Consider the following 25,167-nt stretch of genomic DNA (forward strand, 5'->3'; position numbering starts at 1 on the left):
CGATGGCTGTCGTTGTCGGGTACGCGCCCGAGGAGAGCGGCACGACGGCGCTGGAGGCCGCCAGCGTCCTGGCCCGGTCGCTCGACGAGCCGCTCGTCGTCGCGGTGGTCGTCGCGGTTCCGCACGTGTCCGACCTCGTCCCGGTCGACGGCGATTACGTCGGCACGCTCCGGGAGTGGGGACACGCCGTCCTCGACCAGGCCCGGGCGAGCCTGCCGTCCGACATCGCCGCGACCTACGAGGTCCGTGAGGCGCCGTCGATCCCCATCGGGCTGCTCGACCTCGCCGCGGAGGTCGACGCCTCCGCAGTGGTGCTCGGGTCCTCGAGCAAGGGAGTTCTCGGGCGGATCTCGTTCGGCAGCATCACCAGTCGCCTGGTCCACTCCGCGCCCCGGCCCGTGGTGTTGGCCCCGCGGGGGTTCCGGTCGGGTCCGCAGTCACGCATCCGCCGGGTCGTGGTCGCGTATTCCGGCGCCGCGGACGGGGCGCATCTCGCGGACACCGCGAACCGGCTCGCTCAGGAGGCAGGTGCTGAGCTACGAGCCGTGTCGTTCGTCGTTCGGCCACCCAAGCGGCTGCTCGAAACCGTCGAACAGTCGGCGGACGATCTGGTCGCCGACGCGTGGGTCTCTCGGACCAAGGATCACCTCCGCGAGCAGGCCGGCGGGCGCACCGATCAGCTCGGTCAACGGCTCGCGGACTCGTTGACCGTCGGAGTCGGCCTGTCGTGGAGCCGGGCGATCGGCAACGTCCCCTGGGCCGAGGGCGACCTGCTCGTCGTCGGATCGAGCGCTGCCGCTCCCGCCACGCGGCTCTTCCTGGGCTCGGATGCCTCCAAGATCGTGCGGTCCTCGCCGGTGCCCGTCCTGCTCGTTCCGCGGTCCACCGAGTAGGCTGACGGCCGAGTTTCGCGGGAGGTGTCCATGTCCAGGCGGCCCGATGGGTTCGCAGAGGCGGTTGCCCTGTTCACCGCCCGCTTCACCCCGGTGCCGAACGACGACGACGAGTCGAGGCTGCGGTCGCGGATCGTGGAGGCGACCCTCGAGATCGCGGCCGCCGAAGGTGTCAAGGGTGCGTCGCTGCGGCGGATCGCCGCACGCACGGGGATGCGGACCGCCAGCCTGTATTCGTACTTCCCCGGGGGCAAGGACGAGCTCGTCTCCGACGCACTGGCCGAGCACCTGCGCAGCTTCTACCGCACGATGGCCGTCGCCCTGCGGGCCGACGAGTCGCCGGCCGAGAACCTGCGGCGGCTGGTGTTCGCGCACACCAGGTGGACGCTGGAGAACCCGATCATCGCGCCCGCGATCCTCGTTCTCGAACGGGCACACGCCCTGCACTCGATCATGACCGACGACGCCGACAACGCGATCCGGGAGCTGCACGACACCTACCGGGATCTGCTGGTCCGGCTGCTGCGCGCCACGGCCGCACAGCCGAGGGATGCCGGGCGCCTCGCGGCCCAGCTGATCGTCCTGTGCGACAACGCGGACCTGTGGTCGACACCGGAGAAGATCGGCGAAGCGCAGGAGGACGCTTGGCTCACGGTCCGGCAGATGCTCGGCCGGACCGCCGCGATAGGCCGGCCCCGCGGCGGGCGCGGAACGGCTCGGCGCCGGAAGGCAAGCTCCCGGGTGCGGGTCTGAGCCGGTGCGAAGCGGATCCAGTCCGACGACCCGGGTAGTGCGCCGAAATGCGGATCCGCTCGCGCTCAGATCTTGGGGATGGCTGGGATGTCGTCGCCGGTGGTGTAGCGCAGCCGGCTGACGGGTTCGTTGCTGGTCCAGGCGGCGAACGCGGTCAGGTAGAGCACGACTTGTTCGCGGGTGTCGTGCCGGCGGCGGCCTTCGCCGGCCTGTCGGCGGGCCATGTTCAGCATCAGGTTGCGCAGCTTCAGCCGCGCATCGGTCCTGGACAGTCCGGCGCCTTCGATGAGTCCTTCGAACCACGGCTCGAGTTTCTTGGCAGAGTTCTTGCGCGCCACCAGGTAGGAGGCGGCTCCGGCGGCGGACTTGATCATGCCGATCTGGTTGGCCAGCTGTTCGCCGGTGACGATGTAGTCGCGGATACCCGGGTTTGCTTCCAGGGTCTCCAGGATCTGGTGATTGGTGACCCGGGCGTTGCCACCGGACCAGGCCGTGTTGGGCCGGTTGTCGTGCAGCCATACTGTGCGCAGCATCGAGGCCAGTTGCAGGGAGTACTTCTCGCCCTCGATGGCGAGTACGTCGGCGGCGTTGCGCTTCTTGCCGGTGTCCAGTACGTCGAAGGTGTCGGGTGAAACATCGGTGAACACGGTCAGTTTCACCGGTATGTCGGCCTCGATGATGGCTGCGAGCCGGTGCTGGCCATCGACCAGTTCGCCGTTGCTGGCGATCGCGATGCCCTGGTGGGTGGTTTTCCAGTCACCACGCCGCATCGCCTCGGCGAACGCATGCACGGTCGCCTTCGACAACGGCCGGTTGGCTGTGTTCGCCTCGAGCAGGGTCGCTGCCTTGGCAGGGGTGATCGTCTGGGTCTTGGTACGCATCAGAACCTTTCACGCATGAACTGGTGGCACGACCGTAGCCGAGCAGCTGCGATTGTGGGAATCGCTCAGGCGCAGGCGCGGATGTCACATAGCTGCGTCCATCAGGTGGGCCGCTCGGTGCGGCGGGTCCCCAAGCGTCATTGCAATCACGAAGGCGTGGGTGCTGGTGAAGTCGTGGGGGAGCCGGATGTCGTAGTACGTGTACGGATCCAGGTCGAAGCCGATGTCGGTGTGTCGGACAGCCACCTGACCCTCGGTGCCGAGGATGCGCGCTTCGACCGGCACCTCGCTCGAGTCCTTCGGGAACGTGAGCCGGACGATGTCGTTGACCGGCCGGTTCACTACGGTCAGGTAGAGCGTGCGGTCCGACCTCGTGAGGTGCCCGAGCGGCGTCCGCGGGATGGGCACATGCCTGCCGGGGTAGATTGCGTCTTCGTTGGTCCGGGTCCACTGCGCCAGCGCAGCGGCGATCTCGTTCTCTTCCGGGCGAATTCGCCCCTGGCCGTCAGGCCCGAAGTTGATCACGAGGTTGCCGTTCATCGATCGGCAGCGCATGAGCAGGTCGATGAGATCGTCTGCTGTCTTCAGATAGAGCCCGTCGATGTTCTTCAGGTATGCCCACCCGTTGGGCGGGATCGACGTGACGCAGTCCCAGTCGTGCCCCTCGAGGAGTTCGAAGCTGGGGGGCAGCTTGCGTTCCCAGCCTTGTTCATAGTCGCCGAGCAACCGGCCGGTGCTGTCGAAGTGCCTACTGCCGTGTTCGTCCGCGCGGAAGCGAGAGCCGATGATGAGGCCGGGGACCGCGGCGCGCAACTCACGTTCCAGGGCGTAGGTGAACTCGTACTCCCGCGACCAGGATTCGTCCCAGGTGCCGTCGAACCAGAAACCCTTGATGCTGGGGTAACGCTCGGTGAGCTCCAGCAACTGGTTCCTGGTGTATTGCAGGAACCTGTCGAACCTTCGGCGTTCGTCGTCCGTGTGCGGTGCGTGTTCGACGTAGTCGGGATTGGTCCATTCGAGCACGGAGAAGTAGAGGAACACGTCGATGTTCTCGGCGTCGTACGCCGAGACGAACTGCCCGACGATGTCTTCGCCGTATGGCGTTGGTGCGACCGTGTGCTCGGTGAATCGACTCGGCCACAGACAGAAACCGTCGTGGTGCTTGGTGGGCACGATGACGTATCGGGCACCCATGTCACGCGCCTGGCGAGCCAGGGCGACGGGGTCCAGCTGCGTGGGGTTGAACTCCTGGTAGTGAACCGCCCCAGGTTTGATGCCGCATCTTTGTGAGTTGGAAGGATGCGTTTCATGCCGAAGAAGATTGATGCCGAGTTGCGGTCTCGGGCGGTGCGGTTGGTGACCGAGCACCAGCAGGAGTACCCGTCGCTGACGGCGGCCTGTCTGGCGGTTTCCAGGCAGTTGGGAATCGGACAAGAGAGCGTGCGCCGGTGGGTGCGCCAAGCACAGGTGGATTCCGGTCAGCGTGAGGGTGTGACCAGCAGCGAGGCCGAACAGATCCGCAAGTTGAAGGCTGAGAACCGTCGGCTGCGGGAGGACGTGGCGGTGTTGAAAGCAGCGACGGCTTTCTTCGCGGGCGAACTCGACCCCCGCTCCCGTTGATCATCGAGTTCATCGACACGATGAGAGCCAAGGGGCTTGCGGTCGAGTCGGTCTGTCGGGTGCTGCGTGAGCACCGGCACCGAACAAGGTGTGGGTCACCGATTTCACCTACGTGCGCACCTGGGCCGGCTGGACGTATGTGGCGTTCATCGTCGATGTGTTCTCTCAGCGGATCGTGGCCTGGCACGCCGCGACAAACAAGGAAGTCGACCTGGTGACCACTCCGTTACGGATCGCGTTGTGGCAACGCGACCGCCACGGACACCGAGTCGGGTACAAGGAATTGATCCATCACTCCGATGCCGGGTCGCAGTACACCTCGATTCGGCTGACCGAGCACCTCGGTTTGGAGGGGATCAGCCCCTCGATCGGGTCCGTCGGGGATGCCTACGACAACGCGTTGATGGAGACGATCAACGGGCTGTACAAGACCGAGTGCATCCGCACCACGGTCTTCCACCCCGGCCCGTACAAGACCATCGCGGACGTGGAGTACGCGACATCCAGCTGGGTCGACTGGTACAACAACCGACGCCTGCACAGTAGCCTCGACTACGTCGCACCCGCCGAATACGAGGCGGCCTACTACGCGGCCCAGAACACTGAGCTGCAACCCGTATAACAGCGGCACAGAACCTGGGGCGGTTCATAGAGCCCGTCGTAGGTGCGCTCCCAGTCGGGTGGTTTGGTCGGCCCGGACCATTGGCGGATCCACTCCGATGCCGTCGCACCGCCTCGTGCGCTGGGATCGTTCCACTCGTTGCCCGGAATGTCATGCTTCCCATGGCCAAGCCGGGCATAGCGTCGGTGGCCATCTTCAACTTCCTCGGCATGTGGAACCAGTTCCTGCTGCCGGTCGCACTCAACACCGATCAGAGCAAGTACGTGCTGACCCAGGCGATGGACAGTTTCGCGGCAACGGCAGGCGAGTCCGTCGACTTCGGCGCGCTCTTCGCCGCCGTCACGATCACTGTCATCCCGGTCTTGGTCGTCTATCTGGTCTTCCAGCGGCAACTGCAGGGGTCGGTCAGCCAGGGGACGTCGAAGTAGCGGCGGGTTCGGTCGGCTTCGCCCGCCACGACCTCCCGGGAGGCGAAGGGGCCGTGGTCACGGGGTGACCACGGCTCCTTGCGGGGTGGTGGTTGTTAGTGCAGTGGTGCGCCGGTTTTGTTGCGGATTTCGTCTTCGGTGACGTCGGGTGCGGTTTCGACCAGGTGTAGGCCGTCTGGGGTGATGTCGATGACGGCGAGGTCGGTGATGATGCGTTGGACGACTTTTTGTCCGGTTAGGGGCAGGGTGCAGTGGGTGAGGATTTTGGGGGAGCCGTCTTTGGCGGTGTGTTCCATCAGGACGATGACTTTCTTGGCGCCGTGGACCAGGTCCATGGCGCCGCCCATGCCTTTGATCATTTTGCCGGGGATGGTCCAGTTGGCGATGTCGCCGGTGGTGGAGACTTGCATGGCGCCCAGGATCGCGGCGTCGATCTTGCCGCCGCGGATCATCCCGAAACTCATCGCGGAGTGGAAGATCGAGGCGCCGGGGCGCAGGGTGACGGTTTCCTTGCCGGCGTTGATCAGGTCGGCGTCGACCTGGTCGGGGGTGGGGTAGGCGCCGAACCCGAGCAGCCCGTTCTCGGACTGCAGGACGAGTTCGACGTCGTCGGGTACGTAGGTGGGTACCAGGGTGGGTAGGCCGATGCCGAGGTTGACGTAGTCGCCGTCGTGTAGTTCCTGGGCGGCGCGGGCGGCCATCTCGTTGCGGGTGCGTGCCATCAGCTTGCCTGCCTGGTGGTGGTCTTCTCGATGCGTTTGTCGGCTGCTTGCTGGGGTGTCAGGGGTAGGACGCGGTGTACGTAGATGCCGGGCAAGTGGACGTCGTCGGGGTCGATCTGGCCGGGTTCGACCAGTTCTTCGACCTCGGCGATGCTGATCTTTCCGGACATGGCGCACAAGGGGTTGAAGTTGCGGGCGGACTTGTGGAAGACCAGGTTGCCGTGTCGGTCGCCTGTGGCGGCGCGGACCAGCCCGTAGTCGGCCACGATCGATTCTTCGAGGACGTAGGGTTTGGTGGTGCCGGTGACGGTGAAGTCGCGGGTCTCCTTGGCCGGTGAGGCGATCAGCACCGTGCCGTCCGCGGCGTACTGCCAGGGCATGCCGCCGTCGGCGATCTGGGTGCCGACTCCGGTGGCGGTGTAGAAGGCGGGTATGCCGGCGCCGCCGGCGCGTAGCTTTTCGGCGAGGGTGCCCTGCGGGGTCAGTTCGACTTCGAGTTCGCCGTGCAGGTATTGGCGGGCGAATTCCTTGTTCTCCCCGACGTAGGAGGCGATGATGCGGCGGATCCGTTTGTCGGCCAACAAGATCCCCAACCCCCAGTCATCGACGCCGCAGTTGTTCGAGATGACCTCCAGATCGGTGACACCGGTGTCGTGCAGGGCCTGGATCAGCACACTGGGAATGCCACACAGGCCGAACCCACCCACCGCAAGAGATGCGCCAGACGGGATGTCGGCCACGGCCTCAGCTGCCGAAGAAACGACTTTGTCCATGGGAGGCATTAGAGTGCTCAGCCATCAGTGTGGTCAATCGCTGGAGGCTTCTACGGTGGAATTGCTCTCTGACCGAAATCGGTGCACAGGCGACGTTCACTGAGTGAACACGTCACCCGAGTACCGTATGCGTCATGGGAGTACCGGTGAACGTGGTGGGCCGGGTCGCTGCAGTGTTGCGGGTCGTGTCCGCAGCGGAGGGCGCCGGCGTCACCACGTCGCAGGTGAGCTCGCGACCGGGTTGGCTCGGCCGACCACACACCGATTACTGACGTCCTTGCAAGTCGAAGGTTTTCTGGATCGAGATCGAGGCACGGGTCTGTGGCTGCTCGGCCCGGAACTCTACCTGTTGGGTGCGGGGTCGGCGAGCCGATACGACGTGACCGACGTTGCGTTGCCGTTCGTTCAGCGGCTGGCGCACATCACGGGGGAGAGCGCCTTCTTCTCGGCGCGGCGCGGCGATGAAACGGTGTGCCTGCTGCGCGAAGATGGCAGCTTCCCCATCCGGTCACACGTGCTCTATGAGGGGATTCGTTTCCCGCTGGGCGTGGCCTCTGCCGGACAGGCAGTCCTGGCCCACCTGTCCGATGCCGAGATCGACGCCTACCTGGCAGGTCACGACCTTGCCGACACCTACGGCCCGGCGCACGAGGAGAAGGAAGTTCGCGAGCGGATCCAGCAGACCCGGCGGTGCGGATACTCCGTCAACCCGGGCCTTCTCGTGGCCGGGAGTTGGGGGATGGGGGCGGTGGTCTTCGATCGAGCGGAGAACCCCGCATGGGCACTGAGTCTCACCGGCGTCGACCACCGATTCGCTCCCGACAGGCAGCCCGAACTCGGTGCGCTGCTCCTCGACGCGGCCAGACAGCTGACCATCGCTGTCAGGAAATAGTCCGTCCGAGCTGCTTGCGTCGTGTCCAGAACACGATCACCGGTGGGCGATGCCTTCGCCGGCGTGCGCCCGACTCAGTTGATCTCGAGTGCCCGTTTCCACGCGTCGACGAAGGCATCCCAGCTGCCGTAACTGTTTCCGACCAGGCAGGCCTCTCCGACACAGGTTGAGGTCGTCGTACCGCTGGAGTCGCCCGAACCGGAATCCGTGCTGGGGTGCAGGTTGAACCAGGACCAGATCTGTGTTGTCGCCGCAAACGGTGTGTCACTTTGGTTGTGCATGGTCAGCTTGCTGCCGCTGGCCGGACCCACTGCGTTGATGGCGAGCACTGGGTAGGTGGAGGTGCCGCCGTTCGGGTCGAGCATGGCGGCGCTGAAGACGGCGAACTCGAACTGCGTCATGTCGAACCCGGTGACGGCGAGGTCCTCGCCGTGGCCGCCGTCGGTCGCCTGACTGTTGTCGAAGATCCACTGCTGGTTGGCCTGGTCGACGCCGTTGGGGTCACAGCGGTAGGTCTCCACGGCGGCGCCGATATCGGGGTGGTCACCGTGGGTTCCGAGGCAGGTGGCGTGAGCCCAATCGTTGCCGACCGAGACGAGTCGATACGTCGGCGCTGTGGCGGGCACGAGCTCCGTCAGCTTCTGGCCCGTGGACATGTCAATGGAGTAGGCATACCTGCTGTTGACGTTCTTGGTGCCGACCCGCTGCAGGTACCAGGTCTGCTGGTTGTCGCGGGTGGTGTCGCGAAGATGAACACCCGCCTGCAGGCCATCGGCCTGGGTGGTGTTGAGGCTGTCCAGGACCTCGTCGGACTTCGCGAAGTTGCCGATGCCGATAGGGGTTCCGCCGATCCGGGTGATCGACCACGTGGTGTCGGCGGGTATGTCGGCTGTCGGGCGGCTGATCGTGTCGTAGTTGTTCGCGACGTCGCCGTCGTCGTCGTTCACGCCGATGCCCATGCTCGGGTCCATCTGGGAGACGAGTTTGAACTGGTGCGATCCAGGCGAGACCGGGAGGGCCTTGAACTCCTCGTTGGCATAACTACCGCAGGCCCACTGGATGACCGGGGCGAAAAGGGCGGTGGTGCCGCCCTTGAGGTTGAGGCAGAGCCCGGACTGGGCGTTCTTGAGGTGACCCCAGCCGCCCTGGAACATGTCGTCGCTACCGTTGTCCGGAACCCACTGCAAGAGCTGGTTGGCCTGCGGGACACCGGCGGTGGTGTCGACCTCGTCGTACAGGTCCATCGTGGTACCGGTGGTCATGGAGTTGCCGTGGTCGGTGAGCAGCTTGTTGCTGCTGGTCAGGTTGAGCTCGTAGAGCTGGGTGGCGGGGCCGCCTGCGTCGCTCTGCCAGGCGTCGATGACGGTGGACGGGGACGTGGCCGCCGATGTGGCGGCCCGGGCCCCGGGTGCTGCGCCGACCAGGGCCGCGGCAGTGAGGCCGAGTCCGAGTGCCCCGGTGATCGTGGCCTTGCAGATGGACATGTTGTGCTCGCTTCCGTCGGTATGTCGTGCTGACACCGAGCAGATTGCCGACTGCCGCTCCCATGGCGCTCTCACGGAACGGGCGCCCTGCGACAACTGGCGCCCCTATGCTCGTCCTCGTGCGCATCCGCGACCTCGGCCCACTCCTGGTCGAGGGCGACGACGGGCGGCCTGTTGCTGTGCCGGGTGGCAAGCAGCATGCGCTCCTGTCGGTGCTGGCGATCAACGCGGGGCATCGGGTGTCGATCGATGACCTCACTGCGGCCGGCTGGGGCGACGATGCCGACGTCAGCGCCGGGGCGATGGAGAACCAGATCTCGCGGCTGCGCAAGGCGATCGGCCTGTCCCGCGACGAGAACGCTGGTCCTGCGCTGGTCAACGAGCTGGCCGGTTATCGCCTTGCCATCACCGCGGAGGCCGTCGACTCGCTGCGGTTCGAGTCGCTCGCCGGGCAGGCCCGTGACCATGCCGGAGGCGGTGCGTTCGACGAGGCGCTACGGGTGTGCGACGAAGCGCTCGGACTCTGGCGGGGTACGCCGTACGAGGTGGTCGTCGCGCCCCGGCTGGTCGAAGCGACCGTGGGCAGGCTGGCCGAGCTGCGTGGCCAGTTGGTGGAGTGGCGGGTGGCCGCGCTCCTGGCGACCGGACACACCGACAGCGCACTGGCCGACCTGGAGGTGCTGACGGCGCAGTTCCCTTTCCGGGAACGGCTCTGGGCACAACGGATGACCGGGCTGGCCCGGTCAGGAAGGGTGGAGGAGGCACTGGCGACATACCAGCGGGTGCGCGGCCTCCTGCTCGATGAGCTCGGGCTCGAACCGGGTGCCGAACTACGCGAACTGCAACGCGCCCTGGTCACGCAGGAGCTGTCCTCCGAGCCGGTGCAGCCTCCGGCCGTCGCGGTCCGGACCGTACCGGCGCCGTCGTCGCTGCCTGCTGCACCGGCGTGGCGTCTGGTCGGGCGGACCACGGAGCTCGACCGCATCGTCAGCGCCCACGCGGACGGCAGCGCGGGGGTCGTCGTGACCGCGCCGGCCGGCGTCGGCAAATCCCGACTCGCCACCGAGGCGCTCCGGCGGATCGGCGATCACGGCGCGTTCGTGGTCACCGCGCTGGCCACCCGCAGTGCCGCCAGCATCCCGCTGGGGCCGTTCTTCCCGGTGCTGCCCGAGCTCGACGGCAACCAGGGCAACGTGCTGGGCCTCGTGCAGCGGGTGTCCCGGCTGCTACGCGAACAGGCCGGGACGCGGCCACTGGTGCTCGGCGTGGACGACGCGCAGCTGCTCGACCCAGCCTCCGCGACCCTCGTGCTGCACCTGGCGACATCGGGTGGCGCATTCGTCGTCGCGACCGTGCGCAGCGGAGAGCCGTGCCCCGACGCGGTCGAGGCGCTGTGGAAGGACGCCGGGTGCGAGCGGCTCGACCTCGGTGCTCTCGATCCGACGGCGACCAGCAGCCTGGCCGAGGTCCTGCTCGGGGGACCGCTGGAGCGGGCTGGGCAGCAGTGGTGCTACGACGTGACCGGTGGGAACGCCCTCTACCTGCGCGAGCTGATCTCGACCGCGCGGTCGCGGGGCACGCTGGCCGATGCCGGAGGACTGTGGTGTCTGAACGGCACGCCGGCACTGCCGGCCCGTCTCGTTGACCTGGTGTCTGCGACCGTCGACACCCTGGCGTCGGGCGAACGCGACGTGCTGGAGGTGCTCGCGCTCGGGGAGCCGCTCGATCTCGATGAGCTGTGCGGACTGGTGGACGAGTCCGCGTTGCTGCTCCTCGACATACGCGGGCTTGTTGCCGTGCACGAGGAGGACGGGCGGGCAGTGGTGCGGCTCGGGCACCCCCTGTATGGCGAAGTGTTACGCACTGAACTCACCCCGCTGCGGACGCGGGCGATCTACCACCGCCTCAGCGAAACAGCTTTCGACAGCGGGCCACAGCAGCTGCTCCGCGCCACCTGCTGGCGGCTGGACGCCGGAACCGTCCCGCCGGTCGAGCAGCTCATCGCCGCCGCGCAGGTGGCGTGTGAGCGGGCCGACCCGAGGCTCGCCGAGCGGCTCGTGGAGCGGGCTCGGGGGACAGGCGCCGGGGTCGAGGCCGACCTCGTGCTGGCCCAGGCTCTGGCCAGGCAACGGCGGTACGTCGAGGCCGAGGCGCTCCTGCTGGCCGCCGAACCCAACCTGCGCAACCAAACCCAGGCCGCGACGTATCTGGAACGCCAGCAGGAGGTGCTGCACTGGGGCCTGCGACGCGACGCGACGCTGCGGGAGGTCTTCGGCCGGGCCGCGAGATGGTGGGCGGACCCGGCATGGCAACAGCGACTCGAATCCCTCCGGCCCGCAACGGTTGTCAGCGTCCTCGAGAGCGACGACCCCGAGGCGGTCGCCGGCCTCTTCTACAGCGGGCGGAGCGCCGACGCGCTGGCACTGGCGCTGCGTCACCGACCCGCACTCCCGCTGCGCAGCATCGCGGACACGATCGTCCTGTCGCTGTGGTGCAGAGTCACGTTGCAGGTCGGGCACGACTGGCCCGGGTTCGAAGCATGGTGCGGCTCGACGCTCGACGACGCCGTCCGGATGGGCGACGCCGCCGCCGCGGGCCATCTCGCGTACGCACTCGCCGAGCTACGCCTGGCCCAGGCACGCCCCGGCGAGGCGCTGCGTCTGCTGGCCGAGGCGGAACACCAGCTCGCCCAGGCGGATCCGCTCGGGTTCCTGCCCCTGGCCGCAGCCATGCGAGTCGTCGCGCTGCACTTCGCGGGCGACGACGCCGCGGTGCCCGCCGCGATGGTCCACTGCCACGACCTGCTCGGAGACGAGCCACCGAGCTTCCACCAGATCGGCGACATCCGGCGCGCGGAGGCCTGGGCGGCATACGTGTCCGGCGACCACTCGACCGCCCAGCGCGCGCTGCTGGACACGATCCCCGACTTCGCCGACGGTCCGGTTCCGCAGGCGCGGCTGGCCTACGAGGCGATGCGTGTGGGCGCGTCTCCGCAGTCCCTGGTCGAGCTGCTCCAGGAGGCCGCCGAGCGGTGTGATGCCGACCTCGTTGCCCTCTATGCGCGCCACGCCGCGGCTCGCTGCGACGGCGATCCCGACGCCTTGCGCCTTGTGGCGCAGGCTTTTCGCCGGCTCGGCGCGTTGACCTACGCGGACGAGGCAGACTTTCAGGCGTCGACTCTGTAGCGCCGCAGCACTGCGAGTGGCGCCTCCGTCGCAAACCGTGGGCGGGCCGGCCGGACTCCGCGTACGCTGCGGTTCGGCCGCGTGGAGGTGTAGCGACAGATGACGTTCGAGGTCCGCGAGGCGGGCGAGGGTGACGAGGAGGCGATCGCGGCGCTGCATCGGGCCAGTCCCGACGGCGGTGCGGTGCGATTCCGGGTCATCACCCATGCGCGCGAGAGCGGCGGGCGGTCCCGCAGCGTGGTCGCCGTTGACGGTGGGCGGGTCGTGGGTGCTGCGACGGTGTCGCTGGGCGACTTCCGCTACGCCGGGCAGGTGCGGCCGTACGCGCTGCTCGGCTCACTCACCGTCGATCCTGGCCACCGCCGCCAGGGCATCGGCGCCGCACTGGCTCGCTGGCGCATCGAGTGTGCCGAGAAGCTGAGCGGCTCCGAGGTGGTGGTGCTTGCCAACATCCAGAAGGGGAACGCCGGGTCGTTGGCGGCGGCTCGCCGCTGGGCCACCGCATTCACGAGTCCGGCGGTCAGCGTGCCGGTACCGATGCGGCGGCGCCCGCCGGGCCCGGTCGACGGCCTCACCTTCCGGTCGGGCGTCGACGATCTCACCCAGATCGTCGACGGCTTCACGGCGTTCACCGCCGACCACGACTTCGCCCGAGTGTTCGACGCCGAGTCGCTACGCGCGTGGCTGACCGCGACCCCGGTGCCTGTGCCGGTGCACCACTATCGGGTGGCGGTCGATGGCGACGGAGCTGTCGTCGCGGGGCTCGCGCTGCGGGAGGAAGGCCTGCTGCACACGATGCAGCTGGTGCACATGCCGGTCGCGATCCGGGTGGCGAATGTCGCGCTCCGCGTCGTACCGAAGGATGGCCGGCTGCGTAACCTCGGTGTCGAGCACCTCTGGTTCGCGCCAGGACGAATCGATGCCGCCCGGGCGCTGTGGGAGGACACCCGGTGGAGTTGGCGCGACCGCGGCACCGGCCTGCTCGTGACGGTTGACCCCCGCAGCCCCGCGGTCGGAGTGCTGCGCCTGCGTCCGTGGACGCCGACGACATCTGTGACGACCGCCGTGCGGGCTGACCCGCCGCTCGACCCGGCGCGGATCTTCGCACCGCTCACGTGATTCCGGGCTCGGGATCCGGGCGGCATCGCCGGCTCGAAATCTCAGGACGTGAGTCGGACGGTCATGATGGGTTTCGTTGTGGGCTGGGGTGATCCGCCCCGGGGCTCGACGGTGATCCCAACGAGCGCGGCACGGTCGGCGTCGCCGGTGAGCAGCACCCGGCCGGTCCCGTCCGAGGGCGGGGTGAACAGGCCGGCGCTGGTCGCCTTGCCGCTCGCGGTCATGTACCACAGCTGGTAGGTGTGGCCCGCCGGCGCAGCGGCCATGTGCTCGCTTTCCAGCACGGACTTGCCGAGCTTCGGTGAGAAGACGACCGTCGCGGTGGCGCCGTCCAGGTGCGTGACGTAGCGGTGTGCGTCGGATGCTTGCAGCACCTGCTGTGTTGCGGACACCGTGGCTGGGTGCGATCCGGTCCACGGGTGCCAGGCGATGCCTCCGACGATGATCGCCGCCGCGGCAGCAGCTGCTACGAGCCAGCGCCAGGGACGCCGCCCGGGCTGTCGCTCGCTCAGGTCGGCGCGCGTTCCGCCGTCGTCGCTGCGCGCGGTATGCCGTCCCGGGCTGCTCGTGCCGGCATCGACCACCGGTGGCAACGGCCGGACGGCACTGATGCCGCTGAGCACCGCGTCGCGCAGCGCCGGCGGCGGGGTCGCCTGCTCGGCGGCACCCAGCATCGCAGTCGCTTCGCGCAGTCCGGCGAGTTCGGCGCGGCATTCGCCGCATGCCTGCAGGTGCGCCTCGAACTCGGTGCGCTCGGTGTCGGTCACCGCGTCCAGTGCGTAGGCGCCGATGAGGGCGTGGATGTCGTCGTTCATTGCTCCACTCCCATCGTGTCACGCAAGCGGATCAAGCCATCCCGGATGCGGGTCTTCGCAGTGCCCATGGGCAGATTCAGCAGGGCGGCAACCTCGCGGTGGGTGTAGCCGCCGAAGTAGGCGAGGTCGATCGCCGACCGCTGCGTGGGTGTCAGGTTGCCCAGTGCCTTGCGGACCCGCTCGGCGTCCAGCTCGCGGTGCGCGTTCTCTGCTGTCGTGTCGTAGGGCACCGTCTGTTGTCGGGCGTCGTATGCCGTCTCCCGCTCGGTCCGGGCCTGCGCGGAACGGACCCGGTCGACCGCGCGACGATGGGCGATCGTCATCATCCAACCCACCGCACTGCCCGCGCTCGGGTCGAATCGTGCGCATTGGCGCCAGATCTGCAGGTAGACCTCCTGGGTGACCTCCTCGGACTGAGTGGGATCGCGGACGATCCTGCGGACCAGTCCGAAGATGCGCGCCGCCGTGGCGTCATACAACCGGGCGAACTGCCCCTCGTCGCCCCGCGCACACTGCGCGAGTATGGCGGCCAGCTCATCTCCCGGCTGCCCGTCCGGCTGTGCCGGATCGTCAGGGACGGCGTGCACGGCCGCTCCCGCCCGGATCACGGCCAGTGCCGTTGCGGGCCGGGCGCCGGCACGACGGCATGGTCACTCCCTGCTGGTCGGAGAACATCACATCTGACGATTCGTCGCTGCTGCCGAACCGGATTGGTGCCGGCCACGGGCCGCGTTGTACCGGGCGAGTGCTTCGCGGCGTTCGGCCGCATGATCCACGATGCGTGCGGGGTAGCCGTGCGCGTAACCGTCGGCGGCACGCCACGGCTCGTGTACCCGAGGACCGTCCAGATGAGCCAACTCCGGGATCCACCGCCGCACGTAATCCCCTTGTGGGTCAAAGCGTTTCGCCTGTGTGACCGGGTTGAAGACGCGGAAGTACGGCGCTGGGTCGGTGCCGGTGCCCGCGACCCATTGCCAGCCGTGGTTGTTGGACGCGATGTCCGCGTCGATCAGGTGCTGCAGGAAGAAGCGTGCACCGACCGGCCACCACACGTGCAGATCCTTCGTCAGGAAGCTCGCGGTCAGCATCCGGACCCTGCCGTGCATCCAGCCGGTCTCGGCGAGTTGTCGCATGCCGGCATCGACGATGGGATAGCCGGTGTGTCCGGTCTGCCAGGCCGTCAGCGCGTCGCCGCCCTCGTCATACGGGAGGGTGCCCAGGGTGGGTCGCAGGTCATGCCAGGCGCTGTCCGGGTGGTGGTGCAACACGTCCGCGTAGAACTCTCGCCATACCAGCTCGTCGACGAGTCGATCAGCGCCCGTCCCGTGGTGGCCGGCCAGTTCGGCGAGCAGCCGCGCAGGGTGGATCGCGCCGACCTTCAACCAGGGTGACAGGTGGGACGTCCCCGCGAGGTCCGGACGATCGCGGTTGTCGGCGTAGCCGTCCAATCCGTCGCGCAGGAAGGCACGCCACCGGAGTTCCGCGGCGTGTTCGCCCGCCTCGGGCAGGGCGACCGGGCAGTCCTCGACGGCCCGGTCCAGCATGGCCGCGGCGGCCGGGTCACTGGCGGCGTCTACCCAGTGGTGCCAGTCGGCACCCACGGTGTCGCCGGGTGCGGTGAGCTTCAGGTGCCAGGCCCGGGCGAACGCCCCGAACACCTGGTAGGGCCCGCCGGATTGGTTCCGGACTGTCCCCGGGGTCACCGCGTATGGCGACCCGGTCACCACCCACTGGATCCCCTCTGATCGCAGTCGATCTCGCACGACCCGGTCCCGGCGCGTGCCCCGCGGCGTGGATTCTCCGGTGACGTGCACCGCGGTTGCGCCGACCTCGTCGGCGATCCGGGGCACCACCTCGGCGGGGTCACCGATGCGGAGACACAACCGTCCGTCGTATGCCGGGTCGGTCGCCCGCACCGTCGCGGCCAGCCAGCCGCGCCGCACTGGCCCGCACCGCTGCCACAGATCCGGATCGATGACGAAGAGCGGCAGCACGGGCTGGTCGCCGGCTGCCGCCGCGGTCAAGGCGGGGTGATGACCTCGGCGCAGGTCGCGGCGCAGCCACAGGATCGTCGTCATTGCTCCTCAGTCTCCCCGAGACTGCCGGGTGCTCGTGGCACCGCGCCCTGGCGTGTGGCGCGGCGGGCGAGGCAGGAAGAAGCTGGTCCGTTGCTGGTAGTCGCGGTATCCGGGCCGGTCGGCCAGGTGGCGCTCGAGTCGGCGTGCCCCGGTGGCGACGACCAGGAACCAGACCATCGCCGCGGGGGACACGACGGTGAGCGGCCCGGGCCAGGCGGCCGCGGCGACCAGGAAGACTCCGACCCATACGGTCGCGTCGCCGAAGTAGTTCGGGTGGCGGGACCACGCCCACAGTCCGCGGTCCATGAGCCGGCCGTGGTGCGCCGGGTCGGCCGTGAAGTGCGCGAGTTGCCGGTCCGCGGCTGTTTCGATCACCAGACCGGTGAGGATGAGGACCGTTCCGAGCGCGACCAGTGGCAGACCGGGCACGGAGGGCGGTCCGGACGTGGCGGCCACCTGGATCGGTAACGAGATGAACCACTGGGCGGCGGCTTGCAGGCCGAAGACCTTCAGGCCGGCGACCGGGATGCTGTGGCCGGCGACCAGTTCGGCGTACCGCGGGTCCTCTGGCGCGCCACGGCTGCGCCGGGCGATGTGTGCGCTCAGCCGGACACCCCACATGGTGATGAGCAGGCCCAGGATGATCCTGCGGGTGGGGTCACCCGAGCCCAGGACGCCGGAGAGGACCGCGACGCCGGCGAGACCCGGCCCCCAGACCTGGTCGACGAGCCGGAATCGTCGGGCGCGTAGCGCGACTGCGCACGTGACCGCCTGCAGGACGACGAGCGCGCCGGCACAGAGCGCGGTGATGCCCCCGAAGTCGAGCATCAGCGGGTGCGGGCGGCGACGATCTGGTCCACGCCCATCCTGCCCTGCTCGAAGGCGAGTTCGCCGCCGGCGAGGTACAGCTCCCAGACCCGGACGACCTCGTCCCCGACGAGGGCGCGTATCTGCTGGCGGTGTGCCTCGAACCGGCCGCGCCAGGCGCGGATCGTCCAGGCGTAGTCCGCTCGTAGCGAGCGGGTCTGTAGCACTTCGAGGCCGCCGCGCTCGATGAGCTCGAGGGTGCGGCCCAGCGGCCGCATGGTCATGTCGGGCGTGATGAAGGCCTCGATGAAAGGCCCGCCGCCGGGATGTCTGCCGCGTCTGCTCATCTGCTGGACCAGCACCCGGGCACCCACGACAGCGTTGCGGTGCAGCGTGTGCACGAAGTCCGGGTAGCCGCGGTCACCGGCGTGTTCGCCCATCTCCAGGGATGCGATCGCGTCGTACGGACCGTCATCGACGTCGCGGTAGTCCTGCAGCCGGACGGTCACCCGATCGCTCAGTCCGAGAGCGGCGACCCGCCGGTCGATGAAGGCCTTCTGCGCCGGGGAGATCGTGACGCCGGTGACCTGTGCGGCGTAGTGCTCGGCGGCGAAGAGGCCGAGCGATCCCCAGCCGCAACCGACGTCCAGCAGCCGCATCCCCGGTCGCGCATCCAGCCCGACGCTTCGGCACACCAGGTCGAGCTTGTCGGCCTGCGCATCCTCCAACCGGTAGCTGTCTGTCTCCGTCCCGTCCAGCGCGGCCCCGGTGACGCGTGCACACGAGTAGGCCATGTTTTCGTCCAGGATGAGTCGGAAGAAGTCGGCGGGCAGGTCGTAGTGGTGCCGTATGACGTCCCGGTCACGCGTGCGGGAGTGCAGCCGGCCGCGCACCCGGATCTGGGTGTCCGGTGCTGGTGGCCGGCGCGGCCCACCGCTCAGGGTGAGGACGGCACGCAACGCGGTGGCAACCTGTCGCGGTGACGGCCGGCGCCCAGTCAGCTCACGCTCGTCCGCGATCTCGCGCACCCGCCGCAAGGCGTCGATGAGCGATCCGTCGACCTTCAGCTCGCCGGTCACGTAGCTCTGCGCGGCGCCGAGTTCACCCGGATGCCATAGGATTCGGCGCAGGGCATCCGGTCCGGCCAAAGTCACACACGGTGCGTCGACCGGACCCGCGGTGCTACCGTCCCAGGCGGTGAGCCGCACCGGCAGAGCACCCCGGATCAGTGGCTCGAGGGCACTCTCCAGAGCGGATGCCACGGACGTTACGGTCATGAGTCGCCTTCGCGTCGATAGGTCACTTGGTGCACGTCGAGGTAGCCCGCCCGGAATCCGCCCTCGCAGTAGCGCAGGTAGAACTGCCAGGTGCGGGCGAAGAGTTCGTCGAAGCCGAGCGTCGCGAGGTCACCGCGGTGCTCGTCGAACCGGTCGGCCCACAGCCGCAAGGTCGCGGCGTAGCTGACGCCCATCGCGAGGTCATCGACCATCGTCAGCCCGACCGCGGACGCCTGGTTGCGCAGCATGCGGGTCGAGGGGATCGCGCCACCGGGAAAGATGTACTTGTGGATCCAGGTGTAGGTCCGCTGCGTCGTGATCGCCCGGTGGTGCGGCATGGTGATCGCCTGCAGGGCGATCCGGCCGCCGGGTGCCAGGCAGCGGTGGAGGGTGTCGAAGTATGCCGGCAGGAACTCCAGACCCACCGCTTCGATCATCTCCACGGACACGATCGCGTCGAACGACCCGGTCAGCTCGCGGTAGTCGGCCAGGCGCACCCGGACCCGGTCCGACAGGCCGGCGTCAGCGATCCGGCGGCGGGCATGGTCGAGTTGCTCACTGGAGAGCGTCACGCTCTCGACGAACGCTCCCCGGTCGGCAGCGCGTGCGGCAAGAGCTCCCCAGCCGGTCCCGATCTCGAGGAGCCGGGTGCCCGGCCCGACTCCTGCCTGATCGAGCAACCGATCCATCTTCCGCAGTTGCGCTGGGGCGAGGTCACCCCACACCGCATCGGTGGGGTGGTCGAACAGGGCGGCCGAATAGGTCATCGTCTCATCCAGGAAGGCGGCGAACAGTTCGTTGGACAGGTCGTAGTGCCGATGCACATTGCCCGGTGACTGTGCAGACGTCGGGCGGTCGGCGGAAGGGTGCGCCGCCAGCAGCAGCCGTCGCAGGTGCTGCAGCGGCGATGGCACGAGTTTGTCGACGGCACGAGCAAATACGGCGATGACAGCCGCAAGGTCGTTGGCCTCCCACTCACCCGCGACATACGACTCACCGAAGCCGATCAGGCCGCTCGTCGCAAGCCTGCGCATCATGCTCGGCAGGTCGTGGACCCGCAGGGCCGGAGCGGCCGGGCCGCCGGCCCCGATGCGCACACCGGTCGGCAGAACGACCTGCAGTGGCAACCGCTGCACGGCATGCCGGAAGATCGCCGCAGCAACGCGTGCGCCGGCAACGGCTCGCGGCCCGGCCGGAACATGCACGACATCCGGCCACGCAGTGTCGGTCAGCGGTCGGTGCAGGCTGGTCGTCATACCAATTCCTGCCGGTGCGAGGGGCGAGGCTGGACCGGCAGCCTGCGCCACAATTTGATGCCGTGCCAACGGATCCGGGCCGAGACGAGCCAGTTCGCCAGGGGCAGGCGCATGATCGCGCGGACCAGGTCGAGGCCGCCGGCCACTTGCTCCCCGCGCCAGGTCGCGACGAACGGCCGCTCGCCGTCGCGGTGCAGGACGACGGTGACGTCCAGGCGATCGGTGGGCGGCGGCACGGACATCCGATAGCGACCGGACACATCGTTGAACGGTGAGACGTAAAAGGCCTTTTCGGCATCGGCGACACCGCGCGCATCAGGCTCCAGGAGATAGGCGTGCCGCTGCCCGTAGGTGTTGTGGACCTCGGCGATGACACAGGCCAGCTGGCCCTCGGCATCGTGGCACCAGTAGAGCGTGATCGGGTTGAACACGTGCCCGAGCGTGCGGCCGTTGGTCAGCGCGACCACGCTCCCGCCACCCAATTGGACGCCATGGGTGGCGGCGAAACGCGCCACGTTGTCGAGCCAGCCACATCGCGGATCACCGAGATGATCGCGTGACCGGAACCGGACGACTGCACGCAGCCCCACCGGCAGCCCGCGCGACCGGCCGCGCTCGTCGACGTCGGCCAGGTCGATCAGCCAGCTGCAGGACCGGTGCTCGAAACTGTGCCGGACCGGGGAGGTGCGAGTGTGCGCAACGGTGGTCAGGAACAGGTGCGTCACGTCCATTCACCGCCCAGCGCCTCCGCGGCTCGCAGACCGGACAGCGCTCCATCCTCATGGAACCCCCACCCGTGGTAGGCGCCGGCGTAGGCGATCACCCGGTCACTGAGCTTCGGCAGTCTGAGTTGCGCTTCCACCGCGGCCTGTGTGTACAGCGGGTGCTCGTAGTGCATCGTGTCCAGCACCAGGGCCGGGTCGATCAGCCCGGAGTCGTTGAGCGTCACCAGAATTCGCATGTCGTCCGGTGCCGGGAGACGCTGCAGCCGGGTCAGGTCGTAGGTCACCAGGACGCTTCCGGTACTGCCGGTCCGGTAGTTCCACGACGCTCGCGCGCCACGGTGCCGCGGCAGGATCGAAGTGTCGGTGTGCAGCACCGCCGTGTTGGCGGAGTAGCCGATGGCACCCAGGGTCTCCCGGGTCATCGGATCCGCGTCCGGCTGCATCGCCAGTGCCTGCTGCGGGTGAGTGGCGATGACCACGGCATCGAACCGGTCGGTGTGCCCGCGGCTGTCGCGTACCGTGACGCCGGTGGCTGTCCGGGCGACCCGGGCGACCGGTGTGCTCAGCCGCACGTCGCGTAGTGGTGCCAGCACCCGCTCGACATACACCCGGGAACCGCCCGTCACGGTGCGCCAGGTCGGCGACCCCGTCACGGTGAGCATCCCGTGGTGATCCAGGAAGGTGAGCAGACTGCGAGCCGGGTAGGACAACGCGTCTGAGGGAGCGCACGACCACACCGCCGCAATGAGTGGGCGCAGGAAGAAGGTGAGGAACTGCGGCGAGTACGACTGCGTCGCCAGCCAGTCCCCGATGCTTCCCGCGGCAGCGTCGTCCGAGACCAGCACGCGGCGTGCGCGGCGGTGGAATGTCCGCACCTCCCGCAGCATCCGGAGATAACGCGGGTTCACGGCCGTGCGCGGGTCGGCCAGCAGGCCGCGCGGACCCTTTCCGCCGGCATACTCCCACCCCGGTGTCCCGCTGATCGACATGCTCATCTCGGCCGGCTGGGTCGGCACGTCCAACGCGCGGAACAGGCGCTGCAGCGTCGGATACGTGCGGTCGTTGTGCACGATGAAGCCGGTGTCGACGCCGACCGCCGTGCCGTCGGTGAGGGGGACGGTGTGCGTGTGCGCGTGACCGCCCGCCCGGTCGTCGGCTTCATAGACCGTCACATCGGCCGACTCGTGAAGCACGTGCGCGGCTACCAACCCCGACACACCAGTGCCGATCACCGCGATGCGGCGTCGTGGCATCAGACCTCCTCGAACAAGTTCTGTCCGGGATTCGTCCTCGTGCCTTGGACGGATTGGTCGAATCGCACATCGACCGACCTTGGCCCGTCGAGGCGCGTGCGTGTCGGCGGGCCGGTGCGGGAGACCGCCACGTGGCGCCTCCCGCACCGTTGCTCACTCCAGCGTGTCCTTGATGTCCTCGCCGACCTTCTTCACCGAAGCCTTCGTTTGGTCAGCCTGTCCTTCGGCTTCCAGATCCTGGTTGTCGGTGACCTTGCCGGTTGCCTCCTTGGCCTTCCCGGCAGCCTTCTGCGCGGCGTTCTTGGCCTTGTCGGTCAGTCCCATGATGTTGTTCCTTTCAGATAGCGGTGATTGGTGTGTGGGGGAGTCAGTGACGGGGCCGGCCGAGCGCCTCGCGTTTGATGAACCCCACGACGCTGGTCGCGATCAGCAACACGACGCCGATGACCAGCAACCAGAACAGGCCGTGGACGAACGCGCCGAGCAGGATCAACACGACCCAGATGACCAGGAGCAGACCCAGTAGCGCGAGCATCACGCGTCCCGCGAAAGCACGGTGGTGGTTTTGCGCTGCACGGCGGCGGCAGCGGCACGGCTTCGTGTTCCGGACACGGTGATCGAAGGACTCATGGCCTGACGGTATGGCGCCGGGCGGCGGCGGCGCTTCACCCCAAAGGGTGTATCGCGAATGCTTAAGGTTTGAAAGATGAAACGGATCCGGGTGGCATTGATCGACGACTACGAAGTCGTGGTGCAGGGACTGGCCAGCATGCTGCGGTCGTACCAGGACCAGGTGGAGGTCGTCGAGTTGGACGCGAACCGGAACGTCGGCCACCGCGTTGATATCGCGTTGTTCGACACTTTCGCCGGCACCCAGGGAGACCGGGACGAGGTCGCGCTGCTCGCCCGCAATCCCTTGGTGGGCAAAGTCGTGGTCTACTCCTGGAATGTCGACGAGGGCTTGGTGAGCGCGGCGCTCGCCAACGGTGCCGCCGGATACGTGTCCAAGGGTCTACCCGCCGCCGGCCTCGTCGCCGCACTGCGCGCCGTGCACCACGGCACCCAGGAGATTCACCACGCCGCCCGGGGGCCGCGCGTGGTCGGCGGGGACTGGCCGGGCAGGGAAGAGGGCCTGACCCCGCGCGAGGCAGAGGTTCTGGCGCTCATCACCCAGGGACTGAGCAACCTGGAGATCGCACAACGAGCGCACCTGTCGATCAACTCGGTCAAGACCTACATCCGCTCCGGCTATCGACGCATCGGGGTGACCAGCAGGACGCAAGCGATCCTGTGGGGAGTGGAGCACGGCTTCCGCCCGGACCGCACCAGGATCCAGCCCGCCGCGGACGACGCCCGATGATGCGACGGCTCAGCTCACGCGAATTGTGAGCTGGTGGTGTGCGCGCGCCTGCGCCCTCGTATGGCGAGGCCGGCGCTGACCACGACGACGGTCTCGGACGCGATGGAGACGATCCCGAGCGGCTCGAGCCAGTTGCCGACGTCGTCGGACAGCATCGGGAACGCGACCAGCCGGGTCGCGGCATACCCGATGACCGCCAGACCGCAGGTGAGGACCGACAGTCCGTACACGACCTGAGCGTCATGGCAGGCGAGAGTCGCGGCGAGGACCAGACAGGCGGTGGTCAGCAGTATGAAAAGCCCTCCCATATAAGGCGCTTCGGTCAGATGCGGCTTGATCACCGGAATGTGCGCCAGAGCCGCGACCACGGCGGCGAGGGCGACCAGCGGCCGGAAATGGGAGTCGAGCGAGGGACCCAGGAAACGTTCGAACATGGCGACTCCTCGTGATCGGTGAACGACGAATCCGCCGTGCCGGGTGTTCGTTGATGTGTCGCATCCGGATGGGCGCCGCCGCGATCCCATCCGGGCCGGGATCGGCAGCGAACAGCTCTCATCAACTCGAGAGCGGATGTGCCCATGAAGATCACGAAGATCGCCGCGGTCCTGCTCGCCGCTGCAGCAGTGCCGCTGACAGGTTGCTCCGCGCGCGCGAACACCGCACCGACGCCGTCACATTCGCAGCAGGTGACGTCCGGCGGGGTGCGGCCCACACGCTCGCCCACGCGCGAGAGCTCGACCACCGCACCCGCGGTCGTGCGGCCCGGCCCGTCGGACGCGGCGAAGATGATCTGCACCGACGAGACGCGCGACAACATCACGACGGTGCTCTCGACGGCTCCCGATCCGAACCCGGCCTCGAGTTGGCGAAATCGCACCTATACCTGCACCTTTCGGCTGCCGGCGGGGCGGATCGTGCTGACCGTGCACGAGTCGCCGACCGTCGCGGCCGCGATGGCCTACACCGGCGGGGTGCGGTCGTCCGTCCATGGGGAGAACACCCTGGTCGGGTTGACTCCGGGAGCGTTCGGCACCGCAGACGGCGTCGTCGTGCTCCGCAAGGACAACGACACCATGCAGGTCGACACCTCCGGGCTCTCGCCGCAGTCCCGGCTCTATGCACGCCGTGCCGCCTACGCCTACAACATCGCCGCAGTCGTCCTCGGCTGCTGGAACGGCGACTGAGCCACCCGAGGACTGATCGTCGTGGCGCGCTGAAGACGGGACATTCGTCCCATCCGGTTCAGTGCCCGCGCCGAACCACTGGCGTTCTTCGGCTCGAGAGCCCGTGTCGATCCGAACGTCCGAACCATTCGGTGGGGAGATCGCCCTATCGGAGTCCGATGGAGAAGGAAGCAATCATGCAGACGAAGAAGCTGTTCCTCGCAGCTGCTCCCGCGGCGGCTTGCATCGCCGCCCTGGGCGCGGGTGCCCCTGCCGCGCACGCCGCGGACAGTTGGACCTACATGGCGAACCTGCAGCCGGTGTCGCTGAACACGCCGTCCGGTGCAGCCTCCGGCCACTTCATGATCAGCATCGACGGGGATCAGGCCACCGTGACCGAGACCGTGTCCGGGCTGGCGGACAAGTTGCCGACCGACAAGAAGACCCTGAACGCACTGGGCATCCCCGTTGCGTTCGCCGGCATGCCGTTCCCTCACGTGCAGCACATCCACATCGACGGCGGCGGCACGTGCCCGGCCGGGTCGGCCGACACCAACGGCGACGGTGTGATCAGCACCGTGGAGGGCCAGCCGGCATACGGCAAGATCGGCACCACCTTGTCGACGAAGGGAGCCACCGACGCGTCGACCGCAACCGACGTGACCAAGGCCCCCGGTGGCGGCAGCTTCACGTACAAGCGAACCTTCACCCTCAACCAGGCGACCCTGTCGGCGATCAAGAACAACACGGCAGTTGTCGTGGTGCACGGGCTGAACCCCACAAACGCTCCCAAGGCGTCGCTGACGACCCCGAACTCCCTGGGCGTCACCCTGCCGGGTGCGAGCAAGAAGCTCGCGCTGATCGGCACGGCCCCGGCGTTGTGCGGCACGTTGGAGAAGTCGCAGATGAGCACCATGCCCTCCGGCGGCGTGCAGACCGGTGGCGGCGGCACCTCCGGCCTGCAGGACCAGGGCATGTTCTACGGAGCCGGCGGTCTCCTGCTGGCCGCGGGCGCCGTGCTGACGGTGCGCCGCAGGTTCGCCAAGCAGCACTGAGCACCG

Annotated in this window: 24 protein-coding genes and 2 pseudogenes; 10 read left to right on the forward strand and 16 right to left on the reverse strand. The window is 68.3% G+C overall.

What is annotated here, in order from left to right:
• Positions 1-2: 2 nt before the first annotated feature.
• Together FHU39_RS07710 and FHU39_RS07715 are read left to right on the forward strand one after the other, a co-directional pair.
• Positions 3-893, forward strand: a complete 891-nt coding sequence (locus FHU39_RS07710; RefSeq protein ID WP_183319809.1) for a universal stress protein — start codon at positions 3-5, stop codon at positions 891-893.
• 30 nt (positions 894-923) lie between these two features.
• Positions 924-1,646 carry a TetR/AcrR family transcriptional regulator gene (locus FHU39_RS07715; protein WP_183319810.1) on the forward strand — a complete coding sequence of 241 codons (723 nt, stop codon included), beginning with the start codon at positions 924-926 and terminating at the stop codon, positions 1,644-1,646.
• Between the two features lie 65 nt (positions 1,647-1,711).
• On the opposite strand, the gene FHU39_RS07720 is transcribed toward FHU39_RS07715, so the two are convergent.
• A complete protein-coding gene (locus FHU39_RS07720; RefSeq protein ID WP_183319811.1) occupies positions 1,712-2,527 on the reverse strand; it encodes a hypothetical protein in 816 nt (271 codons plus the stop codon).
• Positions 2,528-2,611: 84 nt separating this feature from the next.
• Positions 2,612-3,895 (reverse strand): alpha-L-fucosidase, encoded by a 1,284-nt coding sequence (locus tag FHU39_RS07725; RefSeq protein WP_221185172.1) that lies wholly within the window; start codon positions 3,893-3,895, stop codon positions 2,612-2,614.
• Between FHU39_RS07725 and FHU39_RS07730 the strand changes: the two are divergent.
• Positions 3,836-4,769: pseudogene (locus tag FHU39_RS07730) on the forward strand (IS3 family transposase). The gene FHU39_RS07725 and the pseudogene FHU39_RS07730 sit on opposite strands and share 60 nt — an antisense overlap.
• A gap of 149 nt (positions 4,770-4,918) precedes the next feature.
• A pseudogene (locus tag FHU39_RS07735) lies at positions 4,919-5,197 on the forward strand (ABC transporter permease subunit); the annotation flags it as partial.
• Positions 5,198-5,292: 95 nt separating this feature from the next.
• Here the strand turns inward: FHU39_RS07735 and FHU39_RS07740 are convergent.
• A complete protein-coding gene (locus tag FHU39_RS07740) occupies positions 5,293-5,919 on the reverse strand; it encodes a CoA transferase subunit B (protein ID WP_183319813.1) in 627 nt (208 codons plus the stop codon).
• Positions 5,919-6,692: a CoA transferase subunit A gene (locus FHU39_RS07745; RefSeq protein WP_183319814.1), complete on the reverse strand. Its 774-nt coding sequence runs from the start codon at positions 6,690-6,692 to the stop codon at positions 5,919-5,921. The genes FHU39_RS07740 and FHU39_RS07745 overlap by 1 nt, the downstream gene beginning before the upstream one ends.
• Positions 6,693-6,819: 127 nt before the next feature.
• On the opposite strand from FHU39_RS07745, the gene FHU39_RS07750 reads away from it, so the two are divergent.
• Positions 6,820-7,584: an IclR family transcriptional regulator gene (locus FHU39_RS07750; RefSeq protein WP_425484783.1), complete on the forward strand. Its 765-nt coding sequence runs from the start codon at positions 6,820-6,822 to the stop codon at positions 7,582-7,584.
• 74 nt (positions 7,585-7,658) lie between these two features.
• Here the strand turns inward: FHU39_RS07750 and FHU39_RS07755 are convergent, their stop codons facing one another.
• Positions 7,659-9,068, reverse strand: a complete 1,410-nt coding sequence (locus FHU39_RS07755) for an RICIN domain-containing protein (RefSeq protein WP_183319815.1) — start codon at positions 9,066-9,068, stop codon at positions 7,659-7,661.
• 119 nt (positions 9,069-9,187) lie between these two features.
• Here FHU39_RS07755 and FHU39_RS07760 point away from each other — a divergent pair, with 119 nt between their 5' ends.
• Positions 9,188-12,253: a BTAD domain-containing putative transcriptional regulator gene (locus tag FHU39_RS07760; RefSeq protein WP_183319816.1), complete on the forward strand. Its 3,066-nt coding sequence runs from the start codon at positions 9,188-9,190 to the stop codon at positions 12,251-12,253.
• A 99-nt stretch (positions 12,254-12,352) separates the two neighbouring features.
• The gene (locus FHU39_RS07765; RefSeq protein WP_183319817.1) at positions 12,353-13,372 is read left to right on the forward strand and encodes a GNAT family N-acetyltransferase; all 1,020 of its coding nucleotides are present in this window, start codon (positions 12,353-12,355) and stop codon (positions 13,370-13,372) included.
• Between the two features lie 41 nt (positions 13,373-13,413).
• On the opposite strand, the gene FHU39_RS07770 is transcribed toward FHU39_RS07765, so the two are convergent.
• The 10 genes from FHU39_RS07770 to FHU39_RS07815 form a co-directional block, all read right to left on the reverse strand.
• Positions 13,414-14,187, reverse strand: coding sequence for an anti-sigma factor (locus tag FHU39_RS07770; RefSeq protein ID WP_183319818.1), 774 nt, complete (start codon positions 14,185-14,187; stop codon positions 13,414-13,416).
• On the reverse strand, positions 14,184-14,774 hold the full coding sequence (gene sigK, locus FHU39_RS07775; protein WP_183319819.1) for an ECF RNA polymerase sigma factor SigK: 591 nt from the start codon (positions 14,772-14,774) through the stop codon (positions 14,184-14,186). The genes FHU39_RS07770 and sigK overlap by 4 nt, the downstream gene beginning before the upstream one ends.
• An 87-nt stretch (positions 14,775-14,861) precedes the next feature.
• The gene (locus FHU39_RS07780; protein ID WP_183319820.1) at positions 14,862-16,265 is read right to left on the reverse strand and encodes a cryptochrome/photolyase family protein; all 1,404 of its coding nucleotides are present in this window, start codon (positions 16,263-16,265) and stop codon (positions 14,862-14,864) included.
• A 6-nt stretch (positions 16,266-16,271) separates the two neighbouring features.
• Positions 16,272-17,093 (reverse strand): DUF1295 domain-containing protein, encoded by an 822-nt coding sequence (locus tag FHU39_RS07785; protein WP_183319821.1) that lies wholly within the window; start codon positions 17,091-17,093, stop codon positions 16,272-16,274.
• Positions 17,093-18,334, reverse strand: a complete 1,242-nt coding sequence (locus FHU39_RS07790; RefSeq protein WP_343065779.1) for a class I SAM-dependent methyltransferase — start codon at positions 18,332-18,334, stop codon at positions 17,093-17,095. Before FHU39_RS07790 ends, FHU39_RS07785 begins: the two co-directional genes overlap by 1 nt.
• A gap of 11 nt (positions 18,335-18,345) precedes the next feature.
• Positions 18,346-19,605: an SAM-dependent methyltransferase gene (locus tag FHU39_RS07795; RefSeq protein ID WP_183319823.1), complete on the reverse strand. Its 1,260-nt coding sequence runs from the start codon at positions 19,603-19,605 to the stop codon at positions 18,346-18,348.
• The gene (locus tag FHU39_RS07800) at positions 19,602-20,336 is read right to left on the reverse strand and encodes a DUF1365 domain-containing protein (protein WP_183319824.1); all 735 of its coding nucleotides are present in this window, start codon (positions 20,334-20,336) and stop codon (positions 19,602-19,604) included. Before FHU39_RS07800 ends, FHU39_RS07795 begins: the two co-directional genes overlap by 4 nt.
• A complete protein-coding gene (locus tag FHU39_RS07805; RefSeq protein ID WP_183319825.1) occupies positions 20,327-21,583 on the reverse strand; it encodes an NAD(P)/FAD-dependent oxidoreductase in 1,257 nt (418 codons plus the stop codon). The genes FHU39_RS07800 and FHU39_RS07805 overlap by 10 nt, the downstream gene beginning before the upstream one ends.
• A gap of 153 nt (positions 21,584-21,736) precedes the next feature.
• Entirely contained in the window at positions 21,737-21,907 is a 171-nt protein-coding gene (locus tag FHU39_RS07810; protein WP_183319826.1) for a CsbD family protein, read from the reverse strand.
• Positions 21,908-21,950: 43 nt separating this feature from the next.
• Positions 21,951-22,118, reverse strand: coding sequence for a hypothetical protein (locus FHU39_RS07815; RefSeq protein WP_183319827.1), 168 nt, complete (start codon positions 22,116-22,118; stop codon positions 21,951-21,953).
• A 171-nt stretch (positions 22,119-22,289) separates the two neighbouring features.
• On the opposite strand from FHU39_RS07815, the gene FHU39_RS07820 reads away from it, so the two are divergent.
• Positions 22,290-22,943, forward strand: coding sequence for a response regulator transcription factor (locus FHU39_RS07820; protein ID WP_183319828.1), 654 nt, complete (start codon positions 22,290-22,292; stop codon positions 22,941-22,943).
• A gap of 14 nt (positions 22,944-22,957) precedes the next feature.
• On the opposite strand, the gene FHU39_RS07825 is transcribed toward FHU39_RS07820, so the two are convergent.
• Entirely contained in the window at positions 22,958-23,377 is a 420-nt protein-coding gene (locus tag FHU39_RS07825; RefSeq protein WP_183319829.1) for a hypothetical protein, read from the reverse strand.
• A gap of 144 nt (positions 23,378-23,521) precedes the next feature.
• Here FHU39_RS07825 and FHU39_RS07830 point away from each other — a divergent pair, with 144 nt between their 5' ends.
• Entirely contained in the window at positions 23,522-24,127 is a 606-nt protein-coding gene (locus FHU39_RS07830) for a hypothetical protein (RefSeq protein WP_183319830.1), read from the forward strand.
• A gap of 176 nt (positions 24,128-24,303) precedes the next feature.
• Positions 24,304-25,161: a hypothetical protein gene (locus FHU39_RS07835; protein WP_183319831.1), complete on the forward strand. Its 858-nt coding sequence runs from the start codon at positions 24,304-24,306 to the stop codon at positions 25,159-25,161.
• Positions 25,162-25,167: the final 6 nt, after the last annotated feature.

It is taken from the genome of Flexivirga oryzae (assembly GCF_014190805.1).
In the GTDB taxonomy this organism is placed as follows: Bacteria; Actinomycetota; Actinomycetes; order Actinomycetales; family Dermatophilaceae; genus Flexivirga; species Flexivirga oryzae.